The organism is Kocuria sp. KKT182, from assembly GCF_055635395.1.
Genome location: NZ_CM145757.1, coordinates 3,623,907 through 3,642,866 on the forward strand (window position 1 = coordinate 3,623,907; position 18,960 = coordinate 3,642,866).

The 18,960-nt window shown below is 74.1% G+C and carries 16 protein-coding genes; 8 read left to right on the forward strand and 8 right to left on the reverse strand.

The genetic code is table 11. The annotated features are described in order from the left end of the window. Positions 1-18 precede the first annotated feature (18 nt). Positions 19-1,977: a threonine/serine exporter family protein gene (locus tag ACZ2G1_RS16820; RefSeq protein WP_109222508.1), complete on the forward strand. Its 1,959-nt coding sequence runs from the start codon at positions 19-21 to the stop codon at positions 1,975-1,977. Between the two features lie 99 nt (positions 1,978-2,076). On the opposite strand, the gene ACZ2G1_RS16825 is transcribed toward ACZ2G1_RS16820, so the two are convergent. From ACZ2G1_RS16825 to ACZ2G1_RS16840, 4 genes are all read right to left on the reverse strand, one after another. Continuing rightward, a complete protein-coding gene (locus tag ACZ2G1_RS16825) occupies positions 2,077-3,882 on the reverse strand; it encodes an HNH endonuclease signature motif containing protein (RefSeq protein WP_430888245.1) in 1,806 nt (601 codons plus the stop codon). 214 nt (positions 3,883-4,096) lie between these two features. Next, entirely contained in the window at positions 4,097-5,047 is a 951-nt protein-coding gene (locus ACZ2G1_RS16830; RefSeq protein ID WP_109222564.1) for a siderophore-interacting protein, read from the reverse strand. A 30-nt stretch (positions 5,048-5,077) separates the two neighbouring features. After that, complete coding sequence (locus ACZ2G1_RS16835) at positions 5,078-5,755, reverse strand: uracil-DNA glycosylase (RefSeq protein WP_336650261.1); 678 nt, start codon at positions 5,753-5,755, stop codon at positions 5,078-5,080. 114 nt (positions 5,756-5,869) lie between these two features. Next, positions 5,870-6,979 carry a YihY/virulence factor BrkB family protein gene (locus ACZ2G1_RS16840; protein ID WP_470377180.1) on the reverse strand — a complete coding sequence of 370 codons (1,110 nt, stop codon included), beginning with the start codon at positions 6,977-6,979 and terminating at the stop codon, positions 5,870-5,872. A gap of 110 nt (positions 6,980-7,089) precedes the next feature. Here ACZ2G1_RS16840 and ACZ2G1_RS16845 point away from each other — a divergent pair, with 110 nt between their 5' ends. The 7 genes from ACZ2G1_RS16845 (at position 7,090) to ACZ2G1_RS16875 (ending at position 12,906) form a co-directional block, all read left to right on the forward strand. After that, entirely contained in the window at positions 7,090-7,797 is a 708-nt protein-coding gene (locus tag ACZ2G1_RS16845; RefSeq protein WP_017832753.1) for an SDR family oxidoreductase, read from the forward strand. 14 nt (positions 7,798-7,811) lie between these two features. Then, positions 7,812-8,141 (forward strand): DUF3263 domain-containing protein, encoded by a 330-nt coding sequence (locus ACZ2G1_RS16850; protein WP_095650864.1) that lies wholly within the window; start codon positions 7,812-7,814, stop codon positions 8,139-8,141. Further along, positions 8,138-8,356, forward strand: a complete 219-nt coding sequence (locus ACZ2G1_RS16855; protein ID WP_017832751.1) for a hypothetical protein — start codon at positions 8,138-8,140, stop codon at positions 8,354-8,356. Before ACZ2G1_RS16850 ends, ACZ2G1_RS16855 begins: the two co-directional genes overlap by 4 nt. A 127-nt stretch (positions 8,357-8,483) precedes the next feature. Continuing rightward, positions 8,484-9,083 carry a GNAT family N-acetyltransferase gene (locus tag ACZ2G1_RS16860; RefSeq protein ID WP_095650833.1) on the forward strand — a complete coding sequence of 200 codons (600 nt, stop codon included), beginning with the start codon at positions 8,484-8,486 and terminating at the stop codon, positions 9,081-9,083. 250 nt (positions 9,084-9,333) lie between these two features. Further along, complete coding sequence (groL, locus tag ACZ2G1_RS16865; RefSeq protein ID WP_035926880.1) at positions 9,334-10,965, forward strand: chaperonin GroEL; 1,632 nt, start codon at positions 9,334-9,336, stop codon at positions 10,963-10,965. Positions 10,966-11,115: 150 nt separating this feature from the next. After that, positions 11,116-11,823, forward strand: coding sequence for an MgtC/SapB family protein (locus tag ACZ2G1_RS16870; protein ID WP_232035338.1), 708 nt, complete (start codon positions 11,116-11,118; stop codon positions 11,821-11,823). Between the two features lie 60 nt (positions 11,824-11,883). Then, on the forward strand, positions 11,884-12,906 hold the full coding sequence (locus tag ACZ2G1_RS16875) for an RNase H family protein (RefSeq protein WP_095650834.1): 1,023 nt from the start codon (positions 11,884-11,886) through the stop codon (positions 12,904-12,906). Between the two features lie 9 nt (positions 12,907-12,915). On the opposite strand, the gene ACZ2G1_RS16880 is transcribed toward ACZ2G1_RS16875, so the two are convergent. Genes ACZ2G1_RS16880 through ACZ2G1_RS16895 form a run of 4 tightly spaced genes read right to left on the reverse strand, consistent with a single transcriptional unit; the run spans position 12,916 to position 18,959 of the window. Beyond that, the gene (locus tag ACZ2G1_RS16880; protein WP_017832746.1) at positions 12,916-14,382 is read right to left on the reverse strand and encodes a sensor histidine kinase; all 1,467 of its coding nucleotides are present in this window, start codon (positions 14,380-14,382) and stop codon (positions 12,916-12,918) included. Positions 14,383-14,394: 12 nt separating this feature from the next. Then, positions 14,395-15,117 carry a response regulator transcription factor gene (locus ACZ2G1_RS16885; RefSeq protein ID WP_017832745.1) on the reverse strand — a complete coding sequence of 241 codons (723 nt, stop codon included), beginning with the start codon at positions 15,115-15,117 and terminating at the stop codon, positions 14,395-14,397. Positions 15,118-15,153: 36 nt separating this feature from the next. Next, positions 15,154-16,830: a DNA repair helicase XPB gene (locus tag ACZ2G1_RS16890; RefSeq protein WP_470377181.1), complete on the reverse strand. Its 1,677-nt coding sequence runs from the start codon at positions 16,828-16,830 to the stop codon at positions 15,154-15,156. After that, positions 16,818-18,959 (reverse strand): helicase-associated domain-containing protein, encoded by a 2,142-nt coding sequence (locus ACZ2G1_RS16895; RefSeq protein WP_470377182.1) that lies wholly within the window; start codon positions 18,957-18,959, stop codon positions 16,818-16,820. Before ACZ2G1_RS16895 ends, ACZ2G1_RS16890 begins: the two co-directional genes overlap by 13 nt. Between the last annotated feature and the right edge of the window lies 1 nt (position 18,960).

Here is an 18,960-nt window from a genome sequence, read left to right on the forward strand (position 1 = left end):
CGGAAGGAGGAACGCCGCGTGGTGACCGACCAGCGCGCCCCCCTGCGCCCGTTCGCCGCCTACCCCTCGTCGGACGGGGCCGAGGAGCCCGACCTCCACGTCGTCGAGCCCTTCGGTCCCGGCGGGGACACGACGCTCACGGGCGCCGCCCGCCCGGTCGCCCGGCACGGCGCGGGCCTGCCCGCGGTGCGCCCCACCGAGGACCAGGCCCAGCACGCCCGGCGCCGCGCCGGGACCACCGTGCTCGACATCGTGCCCGACGCCCCGCAGGCGCTGCCCGTGCTCAGCACGAGCCTGATCCGCCGGCACGGGGACACCCCCGAGCCGGAGAAGCGCCGCGAGCTGCTCTCCGCCGCCGAGACCGTGCCCCTGCCGGCGTCGGCGCGCCGGCGGCGCCGCACCGGCACCGACACGGTCCCCGTCTCCCGCCCGGAGACGACGACGATCGGGCCGCTCCCGGCTCCCGGCAAGAGCTCCGACCGGATGCAGCGGGGCGCCTACCCGTCCACCCGGGCGCAGGGGGCCCGGCCCGGCGGGCGCGCCCGGCTGCGCTCCATCCTGCAGGGGGAGGCCGCCCCGACCGCCCCCATGCGCGTGGTGGAACGGCTCAACGCCTCGCCCTTCGCCAATCTGCGCCGGTTCGGGGAGTCCACCAGCCGGCAGGCCCGGCGCACCCTGAACTTCGCGCTGCGGCTCGCGGAGACCATGTTCCACTACGGCGCCGACGCCCTCGACGTCGAGAACGCCATCATCGCCGTGTGCGCCACCTACGGGGTCGAGAACGTCGAGGTGGACATCACCAACCAGGCCGTGACGATCAACTACATCGCCGACGACCAGCCGGACGGCGGGGACACCCGCACCCGCGAGGACGTCTTCAACGACCCGGACACCAACAGCCACACGGTCATGCGGGTCGTGCGCTCCTGGACGGACAACTACGCGGGGCTGGCCGAGACGCACCAGCTGGTCGCGGACATCACGGGCGGTGAGATGCCCCGCGGGGAGGCGGAGCGGCGCCTCGAGGCGATCAATGCCAAGCCCAAGCCCTATCCGCGGTGGATGGTGCGGGCCGCCACGGCCGCCGCGGCGATGACCATCACCGTCGGCATCGGCGGGGGAGTGCTGGGGGCGCTCGTGGCCGGTCTGTCCTCGGTCATCAACCAGGTCGTGGCGCACCGGCTGGGCGTCTGGCGGATCCCCGAGTTCTTCACCATGGCCGCCCAGTCGGGGATCCTCACCACGATGGCCCTGCTGATGTCCTGGGCCGGTGTCGACCTTTCCCCGGCACGGGTCATCGCGGGCGGGATCATCCTGCTCCTGCCCACCACCCGCATGGTCTCCACCATGCAGGACGCGATCAACGGGTTCCCCGTCACGGCGGCCGGGCGGCTGCTCTCCACGTCCATGGCGTTCCTCGGCATCGTGGCCGGCATCGCCGGTGGCATCTCCGTGGCCGGCTACGCCGGCATGCCCCGGGTCGACGTCTCGCAGAGCGCCTTCGACCCGGTGGGCCCGCTGACCAACTCCGTGTTCATGCTGATCGCCACCGGGCTCATCGCGGTCACGATGCAGGCCAAGCCCCGTCACGTGCTCTCGACCGTGGCCGCCGCCCTCGGCGGTCTCGTGGTCTACCACACCGGCATGGCCGCCGGCCTGGGCTCCCGCCTGGACACGGCGCTCGCGGCGATCACCAGCGGGTGCGTGGCGACCGTGCTCGCGGCCCGGCACCGGATTCCCCAGCTGGTCCTGGCGATCCCCGCGATGACCTTCCTGCTGCCCGGGCTGTCCATCTTCCGCGGCATGTACACCATCACCGTGGAGACGGACACCTACGGCCCCGGGATCGTGGGGCTCGTCAACGCGATGGCCTCGATCGTGGCCCTGGCCTCCGGGGTGGTGCTCGGCAAGTACCTCATGCGCCCCTTCGTGGGGCACCTCAACGGCACCAGTTCCCGGCGCAACCGGCGCCGCTGACACGCTGACCAGTGTCAGCACCGTAGGGCGCTGTGGGCCGGGCCGGCACCGTGGTGGGCTGTGGGCCGGGGCATCGCCGGGGTGGATCGTCGGTGCGGCTCAGAACGGGGGCGGGTCGTCGTCCTGCCGGACCCCGTGGGGGCGGACCTGGTGAGGCCGGGCGCCGGAGGGCACGGTCCTGCGGGGTGTCCACAGGACCGCAGCCGGTGACGGCTCGTCCGGTGCCTGCTCTGCCGGGGGGCCGCCGTCGACGGGCAGGTCGTCGGCGATCCGCAGCGGCGAGAGCACGGGGTGGTGGTGCTGCTGGGGGTAGGTCACGTGGACGCGTCCTGCCGGTGAGGTCCATTCCAGGACGCCCTCCGGGGACTCCCGGCGGCGGTGCCGGACCCGCCAGCGCCCGAGCGGGCCGTCCCGGTGCTTGAGGACGTGGTGGTGACGGCACAGATGGGCGAGGTTGTCCGCGGCGGTCGGCCCGCCCTCGACCCAGGCCACGGTGTGGTCGAGGTCGCAGCGCTCGGCACGGCGCCGGCATCCGGGGAACCGGCAGGTGCCGTCCCTCGCTCGCAGCCGGCGCTTGAGATCGGCCGGCACGGCGTACGTGGTGCGGTCGTGGTCCAGGACGGTGCCGGTGACCGGATGTGTCAGAACCCTCGACCAGGACCCGGCGCCGGCGGCGATCCGCTCGGCCACGCTCACCGGGATCGGCCCGTAGCCGGCCAGCTCCGCGCAGCCCGGGCTCCCAGCAGGCCCGCCGCCGGTCGTTCCGCCGGCGCTGCGTGATCGGCCGGGGAGCCCGTCTCCGTCGGGTGATCGGCCGGGGACCGCGTCCCCGTCGGGTGATCCTCCGGGAAGCCCGTCTCCGTCGGGCGACCGGCCGGAGGATCCGCGGCCGGGAGTCTGTGCGCTGTGCTCCAGCAGCGAGAGCACGGGAACGGTGACCGTGACCTGCCCGCGGATCCCGCGCAGGTGCTCCGGCATGCAGGAGGGCTCGCCGTCCAGCAGCAGTGCGGCGAGCACGTCCGCGCGCAGCTGCCCTGCCGTGCGCGGCCCGTCCTCCCAGCAGCTCCGGTCGTCGTCCGGGCCCCGGCCCTCAGCAACGCCCTGGCCGCCACACGCAGACTCCGCCAGGTCCGACGCCGGGCTGTGCGGATCCACCCGGGCGGCGACGGACGCGAGACGGGCGTGGACCGCGTGGGCGGTGGCCGCGTCCAGGAGCGCGCACAGCCGCGCCATGCCGTCCTCCTCGGGTTCTATCCACACCCTGCGCCCCCGGCGGGCCAGCCGGTGACGGTCCTCCTGGGACCCGGCCAATAGCCATGCCCGCCGCCGCCGGGCCAGCGCCCGGAGCTGCGACGCGGTGGCCGTCGGCGCCTTCTCCAGCAGCTCGTCCACGACACGGGACACGGCCTCGCCGAGTGGCCACGGCTCGGGCGGCCGACCGGTCGCACCCACCAGGTCCCGCCACAGGTCCACGATCACCTCGGTCTGGCGCGGGGCGATCGCCCCGGACTCGAGAGCCTGCAGGACCCGGGGCAGGCTCTCGGCGAGCAGGACCGCGTTCTCCACCCGGCGCACCGCCGTGCCCGCCGGCAGCCGCAGCGCCGGGCCGATCTCGTCGGCCACGTCCAGCACCGTGCGCTTCTCCGGTTCCGGGACGTGCTGCCCACGACTGCGGGCGCGCTCGTTCGACCAGCGTGCCCGGGCCGCCCGACGCCGATCGTGCGCCTGCTCCTGCAGCTGCCACATCCGGTGGATCACCCGCAGCTGTCGGCCCGCAGCGCGGGCCTCCGCCCGGGCGTCCTCGACCAGCTCCGTCACAGCACCGGCGTACTCGCGGTCGGCAACGGCCGTGTCCTCCCGGAGGACCTCCTCCGGGCTCCGCGGCCGGCCGGCGGTAGTGGTCATGTCTCATGATCCCCACCGGGTCCGACACCATAAGGACGGAGACGGAGACGGAGCCCGTGACCCGGACCGTGACCATGCCCTGGGACGGGGAGGAACGGCCGTGAGATGGGGAGGAACAACCCGGTTCTCGGGCGCGTCCGAGATCCGGGGCCCGATCTCGGGACGAGCAGCTCAGCGCCGCACAGTCCGAAGGATCACCGCTCGCGGGTCCGGCTCAGAGGATCTGGCCGACCGGCAGCTTCTTCTCCGCCTGGAACACGTCCTCGGTGCGGCCCCTCGCCCAGTAGCCGGACAGCGAGACCTGGTCCCGCTCCAGCCGACGGCGCGTGAACAGCTCCTCGCGCAGGGCCTTCATGACCTCCCGCTCGCCGTGGGCGAAGACCTGGACCCCTTCCGGGTCGGTGGGCCACCCGACCTCGCGCACGGCTCGCACCAGGGCAGGGTCCTCTCCGGGACCGCTGTCCGCCCGGAACACCCAGCGCACCGTCATCCCGGCCGGGGCGGACACCGGCTGGATGTCGGAGGGCGTGTCCACCTCCAGCAGCACCTCTCCCTGCGCGGAGGCCGGGAGGGTCTCCAGGACGGCGAGGGCGGCGGGGATCGCGGCGTCGTCGGCGGCGATCAGGGTCCACGCTGCGTCCGGGGCCGGCGCCCACTTGCCCCCGGGGCCGAGGGCGATGATGCGGTCCCCGGGCTCGGCGCGGGCCGCCCACGGGCCGGCGAAGCCGTCGTCGCCGTGCAGCACGAAGTCCATCCACAGCTCGTGCCGCTCCGGCACGTACCGGCGGATGGTGAGGTGGCGGGTGACGGGCTGCCGGTCGCCCGGCAGGGTCTCCTTGAGCTCCCAGTAGTCGGGGTTCCGGCCGGGCTCCGCCCCCGGCCGCGACGAGCCTGCGGTCTCGGAGTCCGGAGCGTCCGTGCCAGGGTTCGCGGTGCCAACACCTGCCGTGCCGGGGAGCGCGGTGCCGGCTTCGCCCGTGCCGGGCCGGAGGAAGACGAGCTTCACGTACTTCTCGGGCGGGACGATGTCCGCGTAGCGCTCGGGCTCGTCGATGCCCAGGACCACCCGGACCATCGACGGGGACAGCAGCTCGCGAGAGCGCACCGTTAGGTTGAGCTGCGGCTTGCGGGGTCTGGCGGGCCGGGCCCCGGGGGTCGTCGTCATGCCGCCCACCCTAACGGAGGCCTCCTGGTGTCACAGCCGCCAGTCGACCGGCTCCGCGCCCTGCTGCTCGAGGAGCTGGTTCGTGCGGGAGAACGGCCGGGAGCCGAAGAAGCCCCGGGACGCGGACAGCGGGGACGGGTGCGCGGACTCGACCGTGGGGAAGCCGTCCAGCCACGCGGCAGTGCTCCGCGCGTCCCGGCCCCACAGGATGGCCACCAGCGGGGTCCCGCGGCCGGCGAGGGCCTTGATGGCGCGCTCCGTGACCGCTTCCCAGCCCTTGCCCCGGTGGGAGGCCGGGGCCCCCTCGCGCACGGTGAGGACCCTGTTCAGGAGCATCACGCCCTGCCGGGACCACGCGGAGAGGTCCCCGTGCTCCGGCGGGTCGACGCCGAGGTCGTCCCGCAGCTCCTTGTAGATGTTCTGCAGGGAGCGGGGCACTGGACGCACGTGGGGCTGCACGGAGAAGGACAGGCCCATGGCGTGGCCGGGAGTGGGGTAGGGGTCCTGCCCGACGACCAGCACCCTGACCTGCTCGAGCGGCTCCTGGAACGCCCGCAGGACCGCCGGGCCCTCCGGGAGCGTGCGGTGCCCGTCGGCGTGCTCCTCGCGCAGGAACCGGCCCATCTGCCGGATCTGCGGTTCCACGGGGGCGAGGGCCTCCGCCCAGTCGGGGGCCATGATCCTGTCCAGGGGCTGGGGCTCGCTCACGGTGCTCCTCGGTGCGGGTGTCGTGCGGGTGTCGGCCGCCGGGACGGACGGCAGGTGCCGGTCCGGGCACCGGTGCTCCGGCAGGTGCGGACCCGGATGTGCCGGAGCACCACTCTAGGCCGGTGCGGCGTCGCCCGCGGTCCCGGTGTCCGACGGGTGGTCCGCACCGTTGCCCGGACCGGTGTGCCGGTGCCGGAGGGCACGGCCCTCCTCGACGAGCTCCTGCTCCTTCGCTTGCATCCGCCGCACGCCCCGGAGGTCCCGCGGCGGCAGCCGCAGGTTCTCCTCGGCCTCGATCCCGGCCTGGAGCTGGCGTCCGCGCTCGATCTCGGCGTTGAGCTCGGCGCCCGCGAGCAGCACGATGTTCATGATCCAGATCCACAGCAGCAGGACGATCACTCCGCCGATGGCACCGTAGGTGGCGTTGTAGTCGTTGACGTTGGACACGTAGAAGCTGAACCCTGTGGTCGCAGCGCTCATGACCAGGATGGCGACCACCGAGCCGATGCTGAGCCACCGGAACCTCGGCTGCCGGATGTTCGGGGTGGCGTAGTAGAGCAGGGCGATCACGAAGACGAGCAGCAGCAGCAGGGCCGGGATCCGGGCGGCCTGCCAGAGCCGGAGTGCCGCCTCGCCGAGGCCGATCAGCCCGCCGAGCCGCTCGGCGACCGGCCCGGAGAGCAGCAGGAGCAGCATCATGCCCACCACCAGGACCACCAGGGACAGCGTCACCGCGATCATCAGGGGGTAGAGCTTCCAGACGGGGCGGCCCTCCTCGACCTCGTAGATCCGGTTCATGGACCGACCGAAGGCCCGCACGTAGCCCGAGGCCGTCCACAGGGCGCCGACCAGACCGGTGACCAGTGCCAGGCCCGCGGACGGGAAGCCGGTGAGCTCGCCGATCGGCCCCTCGAGCACGGCCACGGCCCCCTCCGGGACCCCGAACTCGTCGAGCAGGCGCAGCAGGGTCCTGGTGGTCGCCTCGGCCTGACCGACGACGCCGAGCATCGACACCACCGTGAGCAGCCCCGGGAAGACGGACAGCACGGCGAAGAACGTCATCACCGCCGCCGAGTCCGTGCACTCGTCGCGGCGGAACTCGTGGACGGTCCGGCGCAGGATGTAGCTCCACGAGGGTCTCGTGATCTGTGCCGGCGACGAGGGCTTCTCCGCGCTGTCCGGGTCCGCCCCGGGATCTCCCGCGGCGTGGGGGTCGGCTGCCATGGGGCTCCTCCGTGTGGTCGGCTGCGGGCCAGGATACCGGGGCCGCCACCGCCCCGGCCCGTTCCGTCCGGGGCGGGCGGGACCGGCGGCGGACTGGCTAGAGTGGGCGCATGAGCGCTTCCTCCACCGAGACCCGACCCCTCGCCGTCGTCACCGGGGCCACCGGAGGCATCGGCCGCGCGTGCGTGGTGGACCTCGCCCGCGACCACGACGTCCTGGCCCTGGGCCGGGACGCCGGCCGGCTGGCCGAGCTCTCCGGCCTCCCGCACGTCACCGTCCGCGCCGCCGACCTGACCGACGTCGCGGCCCTGCCGTCCGTGGTGGCCGGCCTGGACCGGGTCGACGTCCTGGTGCACTCGGCGGCCGTGGCCGGGCGCACCACGGTGGAGGCCGCCTCCGTGGCGGACTGGCGGGCCCAGCTCGAGCTCAACGTGGTGGTCCCCGCGGAGCTGACCCGGCTCCTGCTGCCGGCCCTGCGAGCGGCCCGGGGGAAGGTCGTGTTCCTCAACTCCGGCTCGGGGCTCAACGCCCGCGCCGGGGACGCCGTCTACGCGGCCTCGAAGTTCGCCCTGCGCGCGCTCGCCGACTCGCTCCGACAGGAGGTCGAGGCCGACGGCGTCGTGGTCAGCTCGGTGCACCCCGGTCCGGTCGACACGCAGATGCAGCGGGACATCCAGGCGGGCCTGGGCCACGAGTACGTCCCGGAGCGCTACCTCCGGCCGGAGTCCGTGGCCGCGGCGGTGCGCGCCGTCGTGGACGCGGGCGAGGACGCGCAGCTGACCACCCTCTCCCTGCGGCCGCGGGCCGAGTCGCGGTGACCGGCGAGGACGCGGTGCCCGACGACGCGGTGCCCGCGGACGCCCGGGCCGACGACGCCGCCGTTCCCGGCGCGGAGCCGGTGCCCGACGGGGAGGCCGCCCCCGGCCGGGAAGAGCCCGGGGAGGGGGCCGGTCTGGACGCCGTGGACCGCGAGATCCTCTCGCTCGAGAACCTGCAGTGGAAGTACCAGGGGGCGAAGGAGATGGAGATCCGCCGCCGCCTGAACCTCTCGCCCACCCACTACTACCAGCGGCTCAACGTCCTGATCGACACCCGCGCCGCCCTCGAGCACGACCCGATGCTCGTGGCCAGGCTGCGCCGGCAGCGAGGAGACCACGGATGACCCAGTACCCGCACGACGAGTTCGACGACGTCCCCGAGGACGGGCCCCGCCAGGGCGCCCACCGCGGTGTCCGGCCGACCGTCCGCGTGGGCGCCCGGGAGCTCACCGCCATCGTCCTGGCCGGGGTGCTGACCCTCGGCGTCGGGGTGTTCTCGTTCCTCAACGCCCCGGGCGAGGCCGCCCCGGCGCCGGGCGCCACGTCCACGGGGTCCTGAGCCGGCCCGGTCCTCGAGGCGTCCCCCATCGGGCTCCGGTCCCGGAGCCCGACCGCTCCGACGTCGTCCACCACGACGTCGTCCACCACGACGTCGTCCACCCCTGACGCCACCGGAAGGAACCACCGTGCAGATCGAAGGAAGCCGAGTCCGCGTGCGCGACTGGACCGAGGAGGACCTCGTCGACTACGAGGCGTGGATCATGCCGCCCGCCGGCGGCGGCGAGCACGAGTGGCAGCGCACGGACGGCCCGTTCTACCCGAACTTCACCGCCGAGGGCGCCCAGCGCTGGCTCGGCACCCTCCGGGAGCACGTGACGGCCGGGGACTGGCCGGACCCGCGCGAGACGATGGTGATCGCCGACGCCGCCGACGACCGGTTCATCGGGCAGGTGTCCTGGTACTGGTCGGAGAAGCCCACCGAGGACCCCGGTGACGGCACGCACCTGCTGCCGCTGCGCTCCCTGGGCATCACCGTGTACTCCCCGGAGCACTGGAGCGGCGGCTACGGCACCGAGGCGATGCGCCTGTGGATCGACTACCTCTTCGCCCACTCCGACTCCCACCGCCTCGACCTGGAGACGTGGAGCGGCAACGCGGGCATGTGCCGCGTGGCGGTGAAGCTGGGCTTCACCGAGGAGGCCAGGATCCGCCGGGCCCGCAGGGTCGGCGGCGAGTACTACGACCGGATGGTCTACGGCGTCCTGCGCGAGGAGTGGCAGGGCTGAGCGGAATCGGCTCAGGGGTTTGCACTCTCCGGGGACGAGTGCCAAGATTGCGATTAGCACTCAGTCGTGTGGACTGCTAATGGCTCGGTCCCCGGCCCGACCCGGGCAGCCACCGGCACAGGAGTGACACCTCAACCACCACGGTGAGGTGCCGCACGGCGTCGGGAAGAGTCCGCCGTCGTGCGCGCCGTCCGTCGCGGGCACCGTGGAGGTCGACCGTTTGTCTACCGTCCAGGAGGGACGAAGTCACATGGCAAAGATGATTGCTTTCGACGAAGAGGCACGCCGCGGACTCGAGCGGGGCCTGAACACCCTGGCCGACGCCGTCAAGGTCACCCTCGGCCCGCGCGGCCGCAACGTGGTCCTCGAGAAGGCCTGGGGCGCCCCCACGATCACCAACGACGGCGTGTCCATCGCCAAGGAGATCGAGCTCGACGAGCCGTTCGAGAAGATCGGCGCCGAGCTCGTCAAGGAGGTCGCCAAGAAGACCGACGACATCGCCGGCGACGGCACCACCACCGCCACCGTGCTCGCCCAGGCGCTCGTCAAGGAGGGCCTGCGCAACGTGGCCGCCGGCGCCGACCCGCTGAGCCTCAAGCGCGGCATCGAGAAGGCCGTCGCCGCGGTCACCGAGGAGCTGCTGGCCTCCGCCAAGGAGGTCGAGACCGAGGAGCAGATCGCCGCCACGGCGTCGATCTCCGCCGGCGACCCCGAGATCGGCCGCCTCATCGCCCAGGCGATGGAGAAGGTCGGCAAGGAGGGCGTGATCACGGTCGAGGAGTCCAACACCTTCGGGCTGGACCTCGAGCTGACCGAGGGCATGCGCTTCGACAAGGGCTACCTCTCGGGCTACTTCGTCACCGACGCCGACCGCCAGGAGGCCGTCCTCGAGGATCCCTACATCCTCGTGGTCAACTCCAAGATCTCCGCGGTCAAGGACCTGGTCCCCGTGCTCGAGAAGGTCATGCAGGCCGGCAAGCCGCTGCTGATCATCGCCGAGGACGTCGAGGGCGAGGCCCTGGCGCTGCTGGTGCTCAACAAGATGCGCGGCTCCATCAAGTCCGTGGCCGTCAAGGCCCCCGGCTTCGGCGACCGCCGCAAGGCGCAGCTGGCCGACATCGCCATCCTCACCGGTGGCCAGGTCATCACCGAGGAGGTCGGGCTCTCCCTCGAGACCGCCACCGTGGACCTGCTGGGCCAGGCCCGCAAGGTCGTCGTGACGAAGGACGAGACCACCATCGTCGACGGCGCCGGCACCGCCGAGGAGATCGAGGGCCGCGTGGCCCAGATCCGCGCCGAGATCAACAACTCGGACTCGGACTACGACCGCGAGAAGCTGCAGGAGCGCCTGGCCAAGCTGGCCGGCGGCGTGGCCGTCCTCAAGGCCGGTGCCGCCACCGAGGTCGAGCTCAAGGAGCGCAAGCACCGCATCGAGGACGCCGTGCGCAACGCCAAGGCCGCCGTGGAGGAGGGCATCGTCGCCGGCGGCGGCGTGGCCCTGATCCAGGCCGGCCAGAAGGCGTTCGACAAGCTGCAGCTCACCGGCGACGAGGCCACCGGCGCGAACATCGTGAAGGTCGCCATCGACGCCCCGCTGAAGCAGATCGCGATCAACTCCGGCCTCGAGGCCGGCGTGGTCGTGGACAAGGTCCGCGGTCTGGCCCAGGGCCACGGCCTCAACGCCGCCACCGGCGAGTACGAGGACCTGATGGCCGCCGGCATCAACGACCCGGTCAAGGTGACCCGGTCCGCGCTGCAGAACGCGGCGTCCATCGCCGGGCTGTTCCTCACCACCGAGGCCGTCGTCGCCGACAAGCCGGAGCCCGCGGGCGCCGGTGCCGGTGCCGACGACGGCATGGGCGGCATGGGCGGCATGATGTGATCGACGGCTGACCCGTCGAGCGTGCCCAGCACGCATCCGGCACGGGCCGGGCACCTCGCGGAGGTGCCCGGCCCGTCGTCGTCCCGCACCTGGTGCCGCAGGGCCGGAAGTGGTGTTCAATCGTGAGCACCAGCTGCCGGAGGAGGTGCCGTGGACGTCGTCGTGTGGGACGCGGTCCCCGTCCAGGTCTCGCTCGTGCTGATCGCCTTCGGGCTCACCTCGCTGGTGGGCCTCGAACGGCGGCTGCGGCGCAAGAGCGCCGGACTGCGCACGCACGCCCTGGTCGGCACCGGGTCGGCGGTGTTCACCCTCGTGTCCGCCTACGGCTTCGGTGTCCTGCCCGGCATCGACGCCGGTCCCGACCCCTCCCGCGTGGCGGCCCAGATCATCACGGGCATCGGCTTCCTGGGCGCGGGCGTGATCTTCACGAACCGGGACGTGGTGCACGGCCTGACGACGGCTGCGAGCATCTGGCTCTCCGCGGCCATCGGGATGGCCTGCGGGGCCGGGCTCGTGCCGCTCGCCGTCGTCGCCACGGGCCTGCACTTCGTCTCCGCGATCCTGCTGACCCCGCTCTCCCGCCGCCTGCCCGGGATGGTGGCCCCGCAGGGACTCCGGCTGCGCTACGAGGACGGGCACGGCGTGCTGCGGGAGGTCCTGACGGTGGTCGACGAGCTGCAGCTGAGCGCCTCCGTGGTCTCGAGCCGGACGGTCGAGGGGTCCGAGGGCACCGAGGTGGAGCTGCTCCTGCGGCTCGAGGGCAAGACGGACCTGCGCACGGCGGCCGTGCAGCTGTCGAGGGTCGCCGGGGTGCGCGACGTCGCCCAGCAGCAGCTCGATCAGGAGCCCGGCGACTGAGCCGGGGGCGCACAGGACCCGTGGCGCACGGCGTCCGGGCGCCGTGAAAAGATGAGTGCCATGACGATCACTGCTGCCGCCGACGGCTCCGCGCTGGGCAATCCCGGTCCCGCGGGATGGGCCTGGTACATCGACGACAACACCTGGCGGGCCGGCGGGTGGCCGCACGGCACCAACAACATGGGCGAGCTCAAGGCCGTCCTGGACCTGCTCGAGGCCACGGCCCACCGCCCCGACGAGCCCCTGCGGGTGCTGTGCGACAGCCAGTACGTCATCAACTCGATCACGAAGTGGATGCCCGGCTGGAAGAAGAAGGGCTGGAAGAAGAGGGACGGCAAGCCCGTCCTCAACGTGGAGCTCATGAAGGCCCTGGACGCCGCGATGGCGGGCCGCGACGTGCGCTTCGAGTGGGTCAAGGGCCACGCCGGCCACGAGCTCAACGAGGCCGCCGACGTCCGTGCCCGGGCCGTGGCCACCGCGTTCCAGACCGGTCGCCCCGCGCCCGAGGGACCCGGGTTCGACGGCGCCGCCCGGCACCCGGACGGAGCGGGCACCCGGACCTCGGCCCGGGAGCTGCTGGACGCCCCGGAGCCGGTGGACGCCGCGCCGCTGGTGGAGGCCCCAGGGCCGGGGGAGGACACGGATCCCGGCGCGTTCGAGGACCGGCACGACCCCGATCTGCTGAGCGAGCTGCTCGCCCACGAGGAGGAGCTCGCCCGCGGCCGCACGGCGGGGGAGACCGTCCAGGAACTCGAGCGGGACCTGCTCCGCCCGGAGGTCAGGGCGGACCCGGGCCGGCTGGGCCAGCTGCTGCACGAGGCCTTCGCCGAGGTCGGTGCCTCGGGGTCGTGGCGCTCCCGGGCGGACGTCCTCGACCGGCTGCCCCGCGAACCCGGGCTCGGCGCGGTGGACGTGCACGTGCTGGAGGCCACCGAGCTCGGCCCCGCGGCCGTGCACCTTGTCTACCGGCTCACGGCGGGGGACCGCACGAGCCTGCGCAGCTCCCTGTGGGTCCGGGAGGACTCCCGCAACGAGCTGGGGCCCTGGCAGCTGCGCTTCCACCAGGGCACCGACGAGTCCTGACGGGCCCGCTCACACCTCCGGGGCGTCGTCGGCGGGCTCGATGCCCGGCACGCGCACGGTCATCGTCGCCCCGCCGCCGGGGGTCTCGGTGAGCCGCACCGTGCCGTCGTGCTGCTGGACGATCGCGGCCACGATGGACAGCCCCAGCCCCGTCCCGCCGGTCTCGCGCGTGCGGGAGGAGTCGGCCCGGTAGAAGCGCTCGAAGACGCGCTCCGCGTCCTCGCCCTGGATGCCCGGGCCGTGGTCGCGCACCTGCAGGACGGCGTTGAAGGAGTCGTCGACCGAGCGCTCCACGCCCACCGCGATCTCGATCGGCGTGCCCTCCGGGGTGTAGCGCAGGGCGTTGGTCACGAGGTTCGCCACGACCTGGCGCAGCCGGAACTCGTCGCCGTGCACCCATGCCGAGACCGGGCCCCCGCCCCCCAGGCCGCCGACCTCGATCCGCCGGTCGGGGGCGGAGGCGCGGGCGTCCCCTGCCGCGTCGAACGCGAGGTGGAGCAGGTCCACGTCGACGTTCTCCGCGGGCCGCCGCTCGTCGAGGCGCGCGAGCATCAGCAGGTCCTCCACGAGCTGCGTCATCCGCTTCGCCTCCGACTCGATCCGGGACATCGCCCCGGCCACGTCCTCGGGCTCCTGCAGGGCGCCGTGCCGGTAGAGCTCCGAGTAGCCCCGGATGGTCACCAGGGGCGTGCGCAGCTCGTGGGAGGCGTCGGCCACGAACCGCCGGAGCTTGGTCTCGGACCGCGTGCGGGCGTCGAAGGCGTCCTCGATGTGGCCGAGCATCGCGTTGAGCGACGCCGAGAGCTGGCCGATCTCGGTCTGCCGGTTGTAGCCCTCCATGCGCTGGGAGAGGTCGCCCTCGGCGATCCGGGCGGCGGTCTGCTCCACCCGGTGCAGGGGCGCGAACGCCCGGGTGACCAGGATCCAGCCGACCGCCATGGCCGCGAACAGGGTCGCCACCCCGAAGCTCAGCGTCAGGAGGGTCACCGCGCTGAGCATCGCGTTCATGTCGTCGAGCGGCTCGGCGACCGCCACCACGAGGTTCAGCCGTTCCGTCTCGGCCGCGACCACCCGCCACCGGCGGTCCGGGGCGTCCACGGAGCCCACGGTCGTCGGCTCGAAGGGGTTCTCCCGCACGTGCTCGAGGTCGACCTGCGACAGGTCCGGCCGCCGCTCGAGCACGCCCTCCGGGGTGTGCACCGCCTCGGCGAGGGTCTCGCCGTCGGCGTCGAGCAGGAACCCGGCGTGCGGCACCTGGACGCCCTGCGCCCCGCCCATGTCGGCGACCAGCACGGTGGAGACCGGCCGGACGGAGTCCCGCAGCCCGCGGTCGATGTCGTTCAGGAGCGAGGTGCGCAGCACCGAGATCGCCACGAAGCTCGTCACCAGGATGGACAGCGCCAGGAGCAGGCCCGTGAGCACCATGAGCTGCGAGCGCAGCGATGCCGAGCGCCACCGGGAGGACAGGGTGTGCATCCCGGGGCCGGGTCAGTGGTTCTTGTGCTGGGAGCGCAGGAGGTAGCCGACGCCGCGCTTGGTGTGGATCAGCGGGGGCAGCTCGGGGTCGTTGTCGATCTTCCGGCGCAGGTAGGAGATGTAGGACTCCACGATCGAGGCGTCCCCGTTGAAGTCGTACTCCCACACGTGGTCGAGGATCTGCGCCTTGGACAGCACGCGGTTCGGGTTGAGCATGAGGTAGCGCAGCAGCTTGAACTCGGTGGGGGACAGGTCGATCTCCCGCTCGCCCCGGAACACCTCGTGCGCGTCGTCGTCGAGGACCAGGTCGTCCACGCGCAGCCGGGAGTCGTCCTCCTCGGCGGGCTGCGTGCGGCGCAGGACCGCGCGGATGCGGGCGACGACCTCGTCGAGGCTGAAGGGCTTGGTGACGTAGTCGTCGCCGCCCACGGTCAGACCGGTGACCTTGTCCTCGGTCTCGTCCTTCGCCGTGAGGAAGAGGATGGGGAAGTGCTGCCCGGACGCGCGCAGCTTGCGGGTCACGGTGAAGCCGTCCATGTCCGGGAGCATGACGTCGAGCACCGCGAGGTCCGGGTTCTCGGACTCCGCCTTGGCCAGGGCGTCACGGCCGTTGGCGGCGGTGACCACCTCGAAGCCGGCGAAGCGCAGGGACGTGGCCAGCAGCTCGAGGATGTTGGGCTCGTCGTCGACGACGAGCAGTTTCGCTTCGGGGTTGTCGTTCTTCACGCCGCCCATTTTCTCGGAACACCCTGAACGCCGCCTGAACGGCGCTCACCGGTCCTCGGGGAGTTCGCCGGGGGCCTCGACGGCGGCGGCGTCGACGATCCGGTAGGCGTAGCCCTGCTCCGCGAGGAAGCGGCGGCGCCGGGCCGCGTAGTCGGCGTCCACGGTGTCGCGGGCCACCACGGTGTAGAAGGTCGCCGGGCGGCCGTCGTGCTTGGGCCGCAGCAGTCGGCCCAGGCGCTGCGCCTCCTCCTGGCGGGAGCCGAAGGCCCCCGAGACCTGCACCGCGACCGAGGCCTCCGGCAGGTCCACCGAGAAGTTCGCGACCTTGGAGACCACGAGCACCGGCAGCTCCCCGGCCCGGAACGCGGCGAAGAGCTTCTCCCGCCGGGCCGTGCCGGTGCTGCCGTTGAGCACCGGGGCGGCCAGCAGCGCGCCCAGCTCGTCGAGCTGGTCCAGGAACTGCCCGATCACGAGCACCGGCTCCCCGCGGTGGCGGGCCACGAGCCGGGCCACGACGTCGAGCTTGTGCGCGGAGGACGAGGCGAGGCGGTGCCGGTCGGCGTCCTCCGCGGAGGCGTAGGCCATCCGGTCCGCGAGGGGCAGCTCCATCCGGACCTCGACGCAGTCGGCGGGGGCGATGTGGCCCTGGGCCTCGATCTCCCGCCACGGCGCGTCGTAGCGCTTCGGGCCGATGAGGGAGAACACCTCGCCCTCGCGGTGGTCCTCGCGCACCAGGGTGGCCGTCAGGCCCAGCCGGCGCCGCGCCTGCAGCTCGGCGGTCATCCGGAACACGGGGGCGGGCAGCAGGTGCACCTCGTCGTAGACGATCAGCCCCCAGTCGTGCCCGTCGAGCAGCTCGAGGTGCGGGTGGATCCCGCCGCGGCGCGCCGTCAGCACCTGGTAGGTGGCGATCGTCACCGGGCGGACCTCCTTGACGGCTCCGGAGTACTCGCCGATCTCGTCCTCCGTCAGGGTGGTCCGGCGCAGCAGCTCGGCCTTCCACTGCCGCGCCGAGACCGTGCTCGTGACCAGGACGAGCGTCGTCGTCGAGCTCGCGGCCATCACCCCGGCACCCACCAGCGTCTTGCCGGCGCCGCACGGCAGGACGACGACGCCGCTGCCGCCCGCCCAGAAGTTCTCCACCGCGTGGCGCTGGTAGGGGCGCAGGGCCCAGGCCTCGCCCGTCACGGGGTCCGTCTCCGTCAGGGCGACCGGGTGGGGCGTGCCGTCCACGTAGCCGGCCCGGTCCTCCGCCGGCCACCCCACGGTGAGCAGCAGCTGCTTGAGCTGGCCGCGGGCGCTCGCGTGCACCACCGTGGTGGCGCCGTCGATGCGGGGACCGAGCAGCGGGGCGATCTTCCGATGCCGGGCGATCTCCTCCAGGACGGGGGCGTCGTGGCAGCGCAGCACGAGCCCGTGCACCGGGTCCTGCTCGAGCACCAGGCGGCCGTAGCGGGACATCGTCTCGTCGATGTCCAGGAGCAGGGCGTGGGGGACCGGGAAGCGGGAGCGGGTGAGGAGGACGTCGAGCACCTGCTCGGCGTCCAGCCCGGCGGCCCGGGCGTTCCACAGGCCCAGCGGGGTGATGCGGTAGGTGTGCACGTGCTCCGGGGCGCGCTCGAGCTCCGCGAAGGCCGCGAGCTCCCGCCGGACGTCGTCGGCGTCCTCGTGGTCGAGCTCGAGCAGCACGGTCCGGTCGCTCTGGACGATCAGGGGTCCCACGGGGTGGCTCCTCCGCTGTCGGTCGGGTCGTCGATCAGGTCCTCGGCCGGGTCGTCCGGCGGGCGCCGCGCGCGGTCCCGGCCGGTGAGCCGGTCCACCAGGTCCTCGATCTCCTCCGCGGAGGGGACGGGCAGGCGCGGGGTGGGCACCTCGAGCAGCAGGGTCGGGTCGGCGGGGACGTCCGGGAGGGCGAGGTCCGGCAGGGCGGGCTCCGCGGGGGCGACGTCGAGCGCCGGCTCCGTGCCCGTGGCCCGGACGGCCGCCGCGAGCTCCCGGAGCCCGCCCGCCCTGCCGGCCGATGCCCGGCCCCGGTCGGGCGCCTCCTCGCCGGCGTCGACCACGAGCACGCCCGGGGCGGGCCGGCGCAGCCGGCGCCCCGCGAGGTCCGGGGAGCCGGCGAGCGCCGCCAGCAGCTCCTCCTCACCGGTGAGCACCCAGTCCGCCCGGGTGATCCGGATCCGCCCGTGCGCCCGGCCGGCCTCCTCGACCAGGTACGCCAGGGCCTGCGGGACGGGACCCCGGCTGTGCTCCTCGAGCCACGCCAGGATCGAGGACGGCGTCCAGCCGGCGTCGAGGGCCCGGTGCAGGGAGCGTTCGCCGAAGCGGTGCCGCGGGACGGGTCCGTGGCCCTCCGGCTCCGCCAGCCGGTCCAGGGCGCGGGCCACGTCCGGCGCGAGGTAGCCGGTGGCCGTCGCCGTGAGGTCGCTCTGCAGCAGCACCGTCCGCGCGGGTGCGGGCAGCCACCCGGTCACGGCGTGGACCGCGTCCTCGGACCGGTCCTCCACGAGGGCCCGGCCGGGCTCCGTGAGGGCGTCGGCGCCCACCAGGCCGAGCTCGGCGGCCTCCGTCAGCATCCCCGGGCCCCACCGGTCCAGGGCGCGGGCCAGGCGCGGGCGCCGCCAGCGGGCGAGCGCCAGGACGTCCTCGGGGCCGTGGCCCCCCGGCGCCCGCTCGGCGAGCTCGGCGTGGGCGGCCAGCAGCGCCCGGCGCACCGCCGGCGCCTCCGGGGCGTGGGTGCCGCGCGTGAGGACCCCGACGACCGTGCCGTCCGCGAGGGGCAGTCCCACCGCGGAGGGGACCACGTCGGAGGCCAGCCACGTCCGCACCAGGTGCCACCACTGGTCGGGGCGCGCGGCGTCCTCGAAGGGCGCCGGCGCGGGGCGCCAGGACGAGGTGTCCGGGTCCAGCCGCACGAGACCGGACAGCTCGCCCAGGCCGAGGAGCCGGACGAGCTCGGGGTGCTCGATCCCCAGGGCGGAGCGCAGCCGGCGCAGCTCGCGCACGCCGACCCCGCCCGCCCGCAGGGTGGTCAGCGGCCGGGCCCGCAGCTCCGCGCGCAGGGCGGCGGTCCGGCGCAGCAGCTGCTCGACCGCGGCGGCGGCGGCGTTGTCCCGCAGCCGCCCGGGCACGCGCGCGGCGGGTGGGACGGGCGGCTCCGGGGAGGCCGTGGCCCAGGGGCCGGGCCCGCGCAGGAGCAGGCCGACCTCCCGGGGGAGCTCCACGTGGCGGGTGTCCACGGGCAGCAGGACGCCGCGGGCCAGGAGCCAGTCGAGCGGCCGGGAGTCCGCGTCGGCGGCCGGATCGGTCCGGCGCAGCGCGTCCGGCAGGGATCCCACGGGCCGGGAGCGGAAGCGTTCCAGGACCTCGCGCACGGAGGCGGGCCACCGGGCGAGCTCCTCGGCGGTCCAGGCCGGGCTCCCGGCTCCCGGCGCGGGCGGCGCCTCGCCGCGCAGCCGGGCGGCCAGGGCGGCGAGCACCGGCTGCGGGCGGCCGAGTCCCGCCGGGTAGCGGCCGAGGGCCTCGGCCAGTCCGGGCACCAGGCGCAGCGCCTCGCCGTCCCGGTGGACGAGGGCCAGGAGGTGCAGGCGGTCCCAGGGCGGGCCGGCCAGCAGCCGCGCGGCGGGATCCTCCGGCGGGCCCAGCAGCACGGCGCGCTCGACGGCGTCCAGCTCGGGCCGGGAGAGGGCGTCGAGGGCCCGGCGCAGCCCCGCCCGGGACAGCAGGGCCTCGGCGAGGTCCTCGAGGGACCTCGTGCCCGGGCGCGCGGCGTCGGGCCGGGCGGCGAGCAGCTCGCCCAGCTCGGCGGGGGAGCGGGACGCGAGATCCCGGAGCAGCCCGTCCGGGAGCACG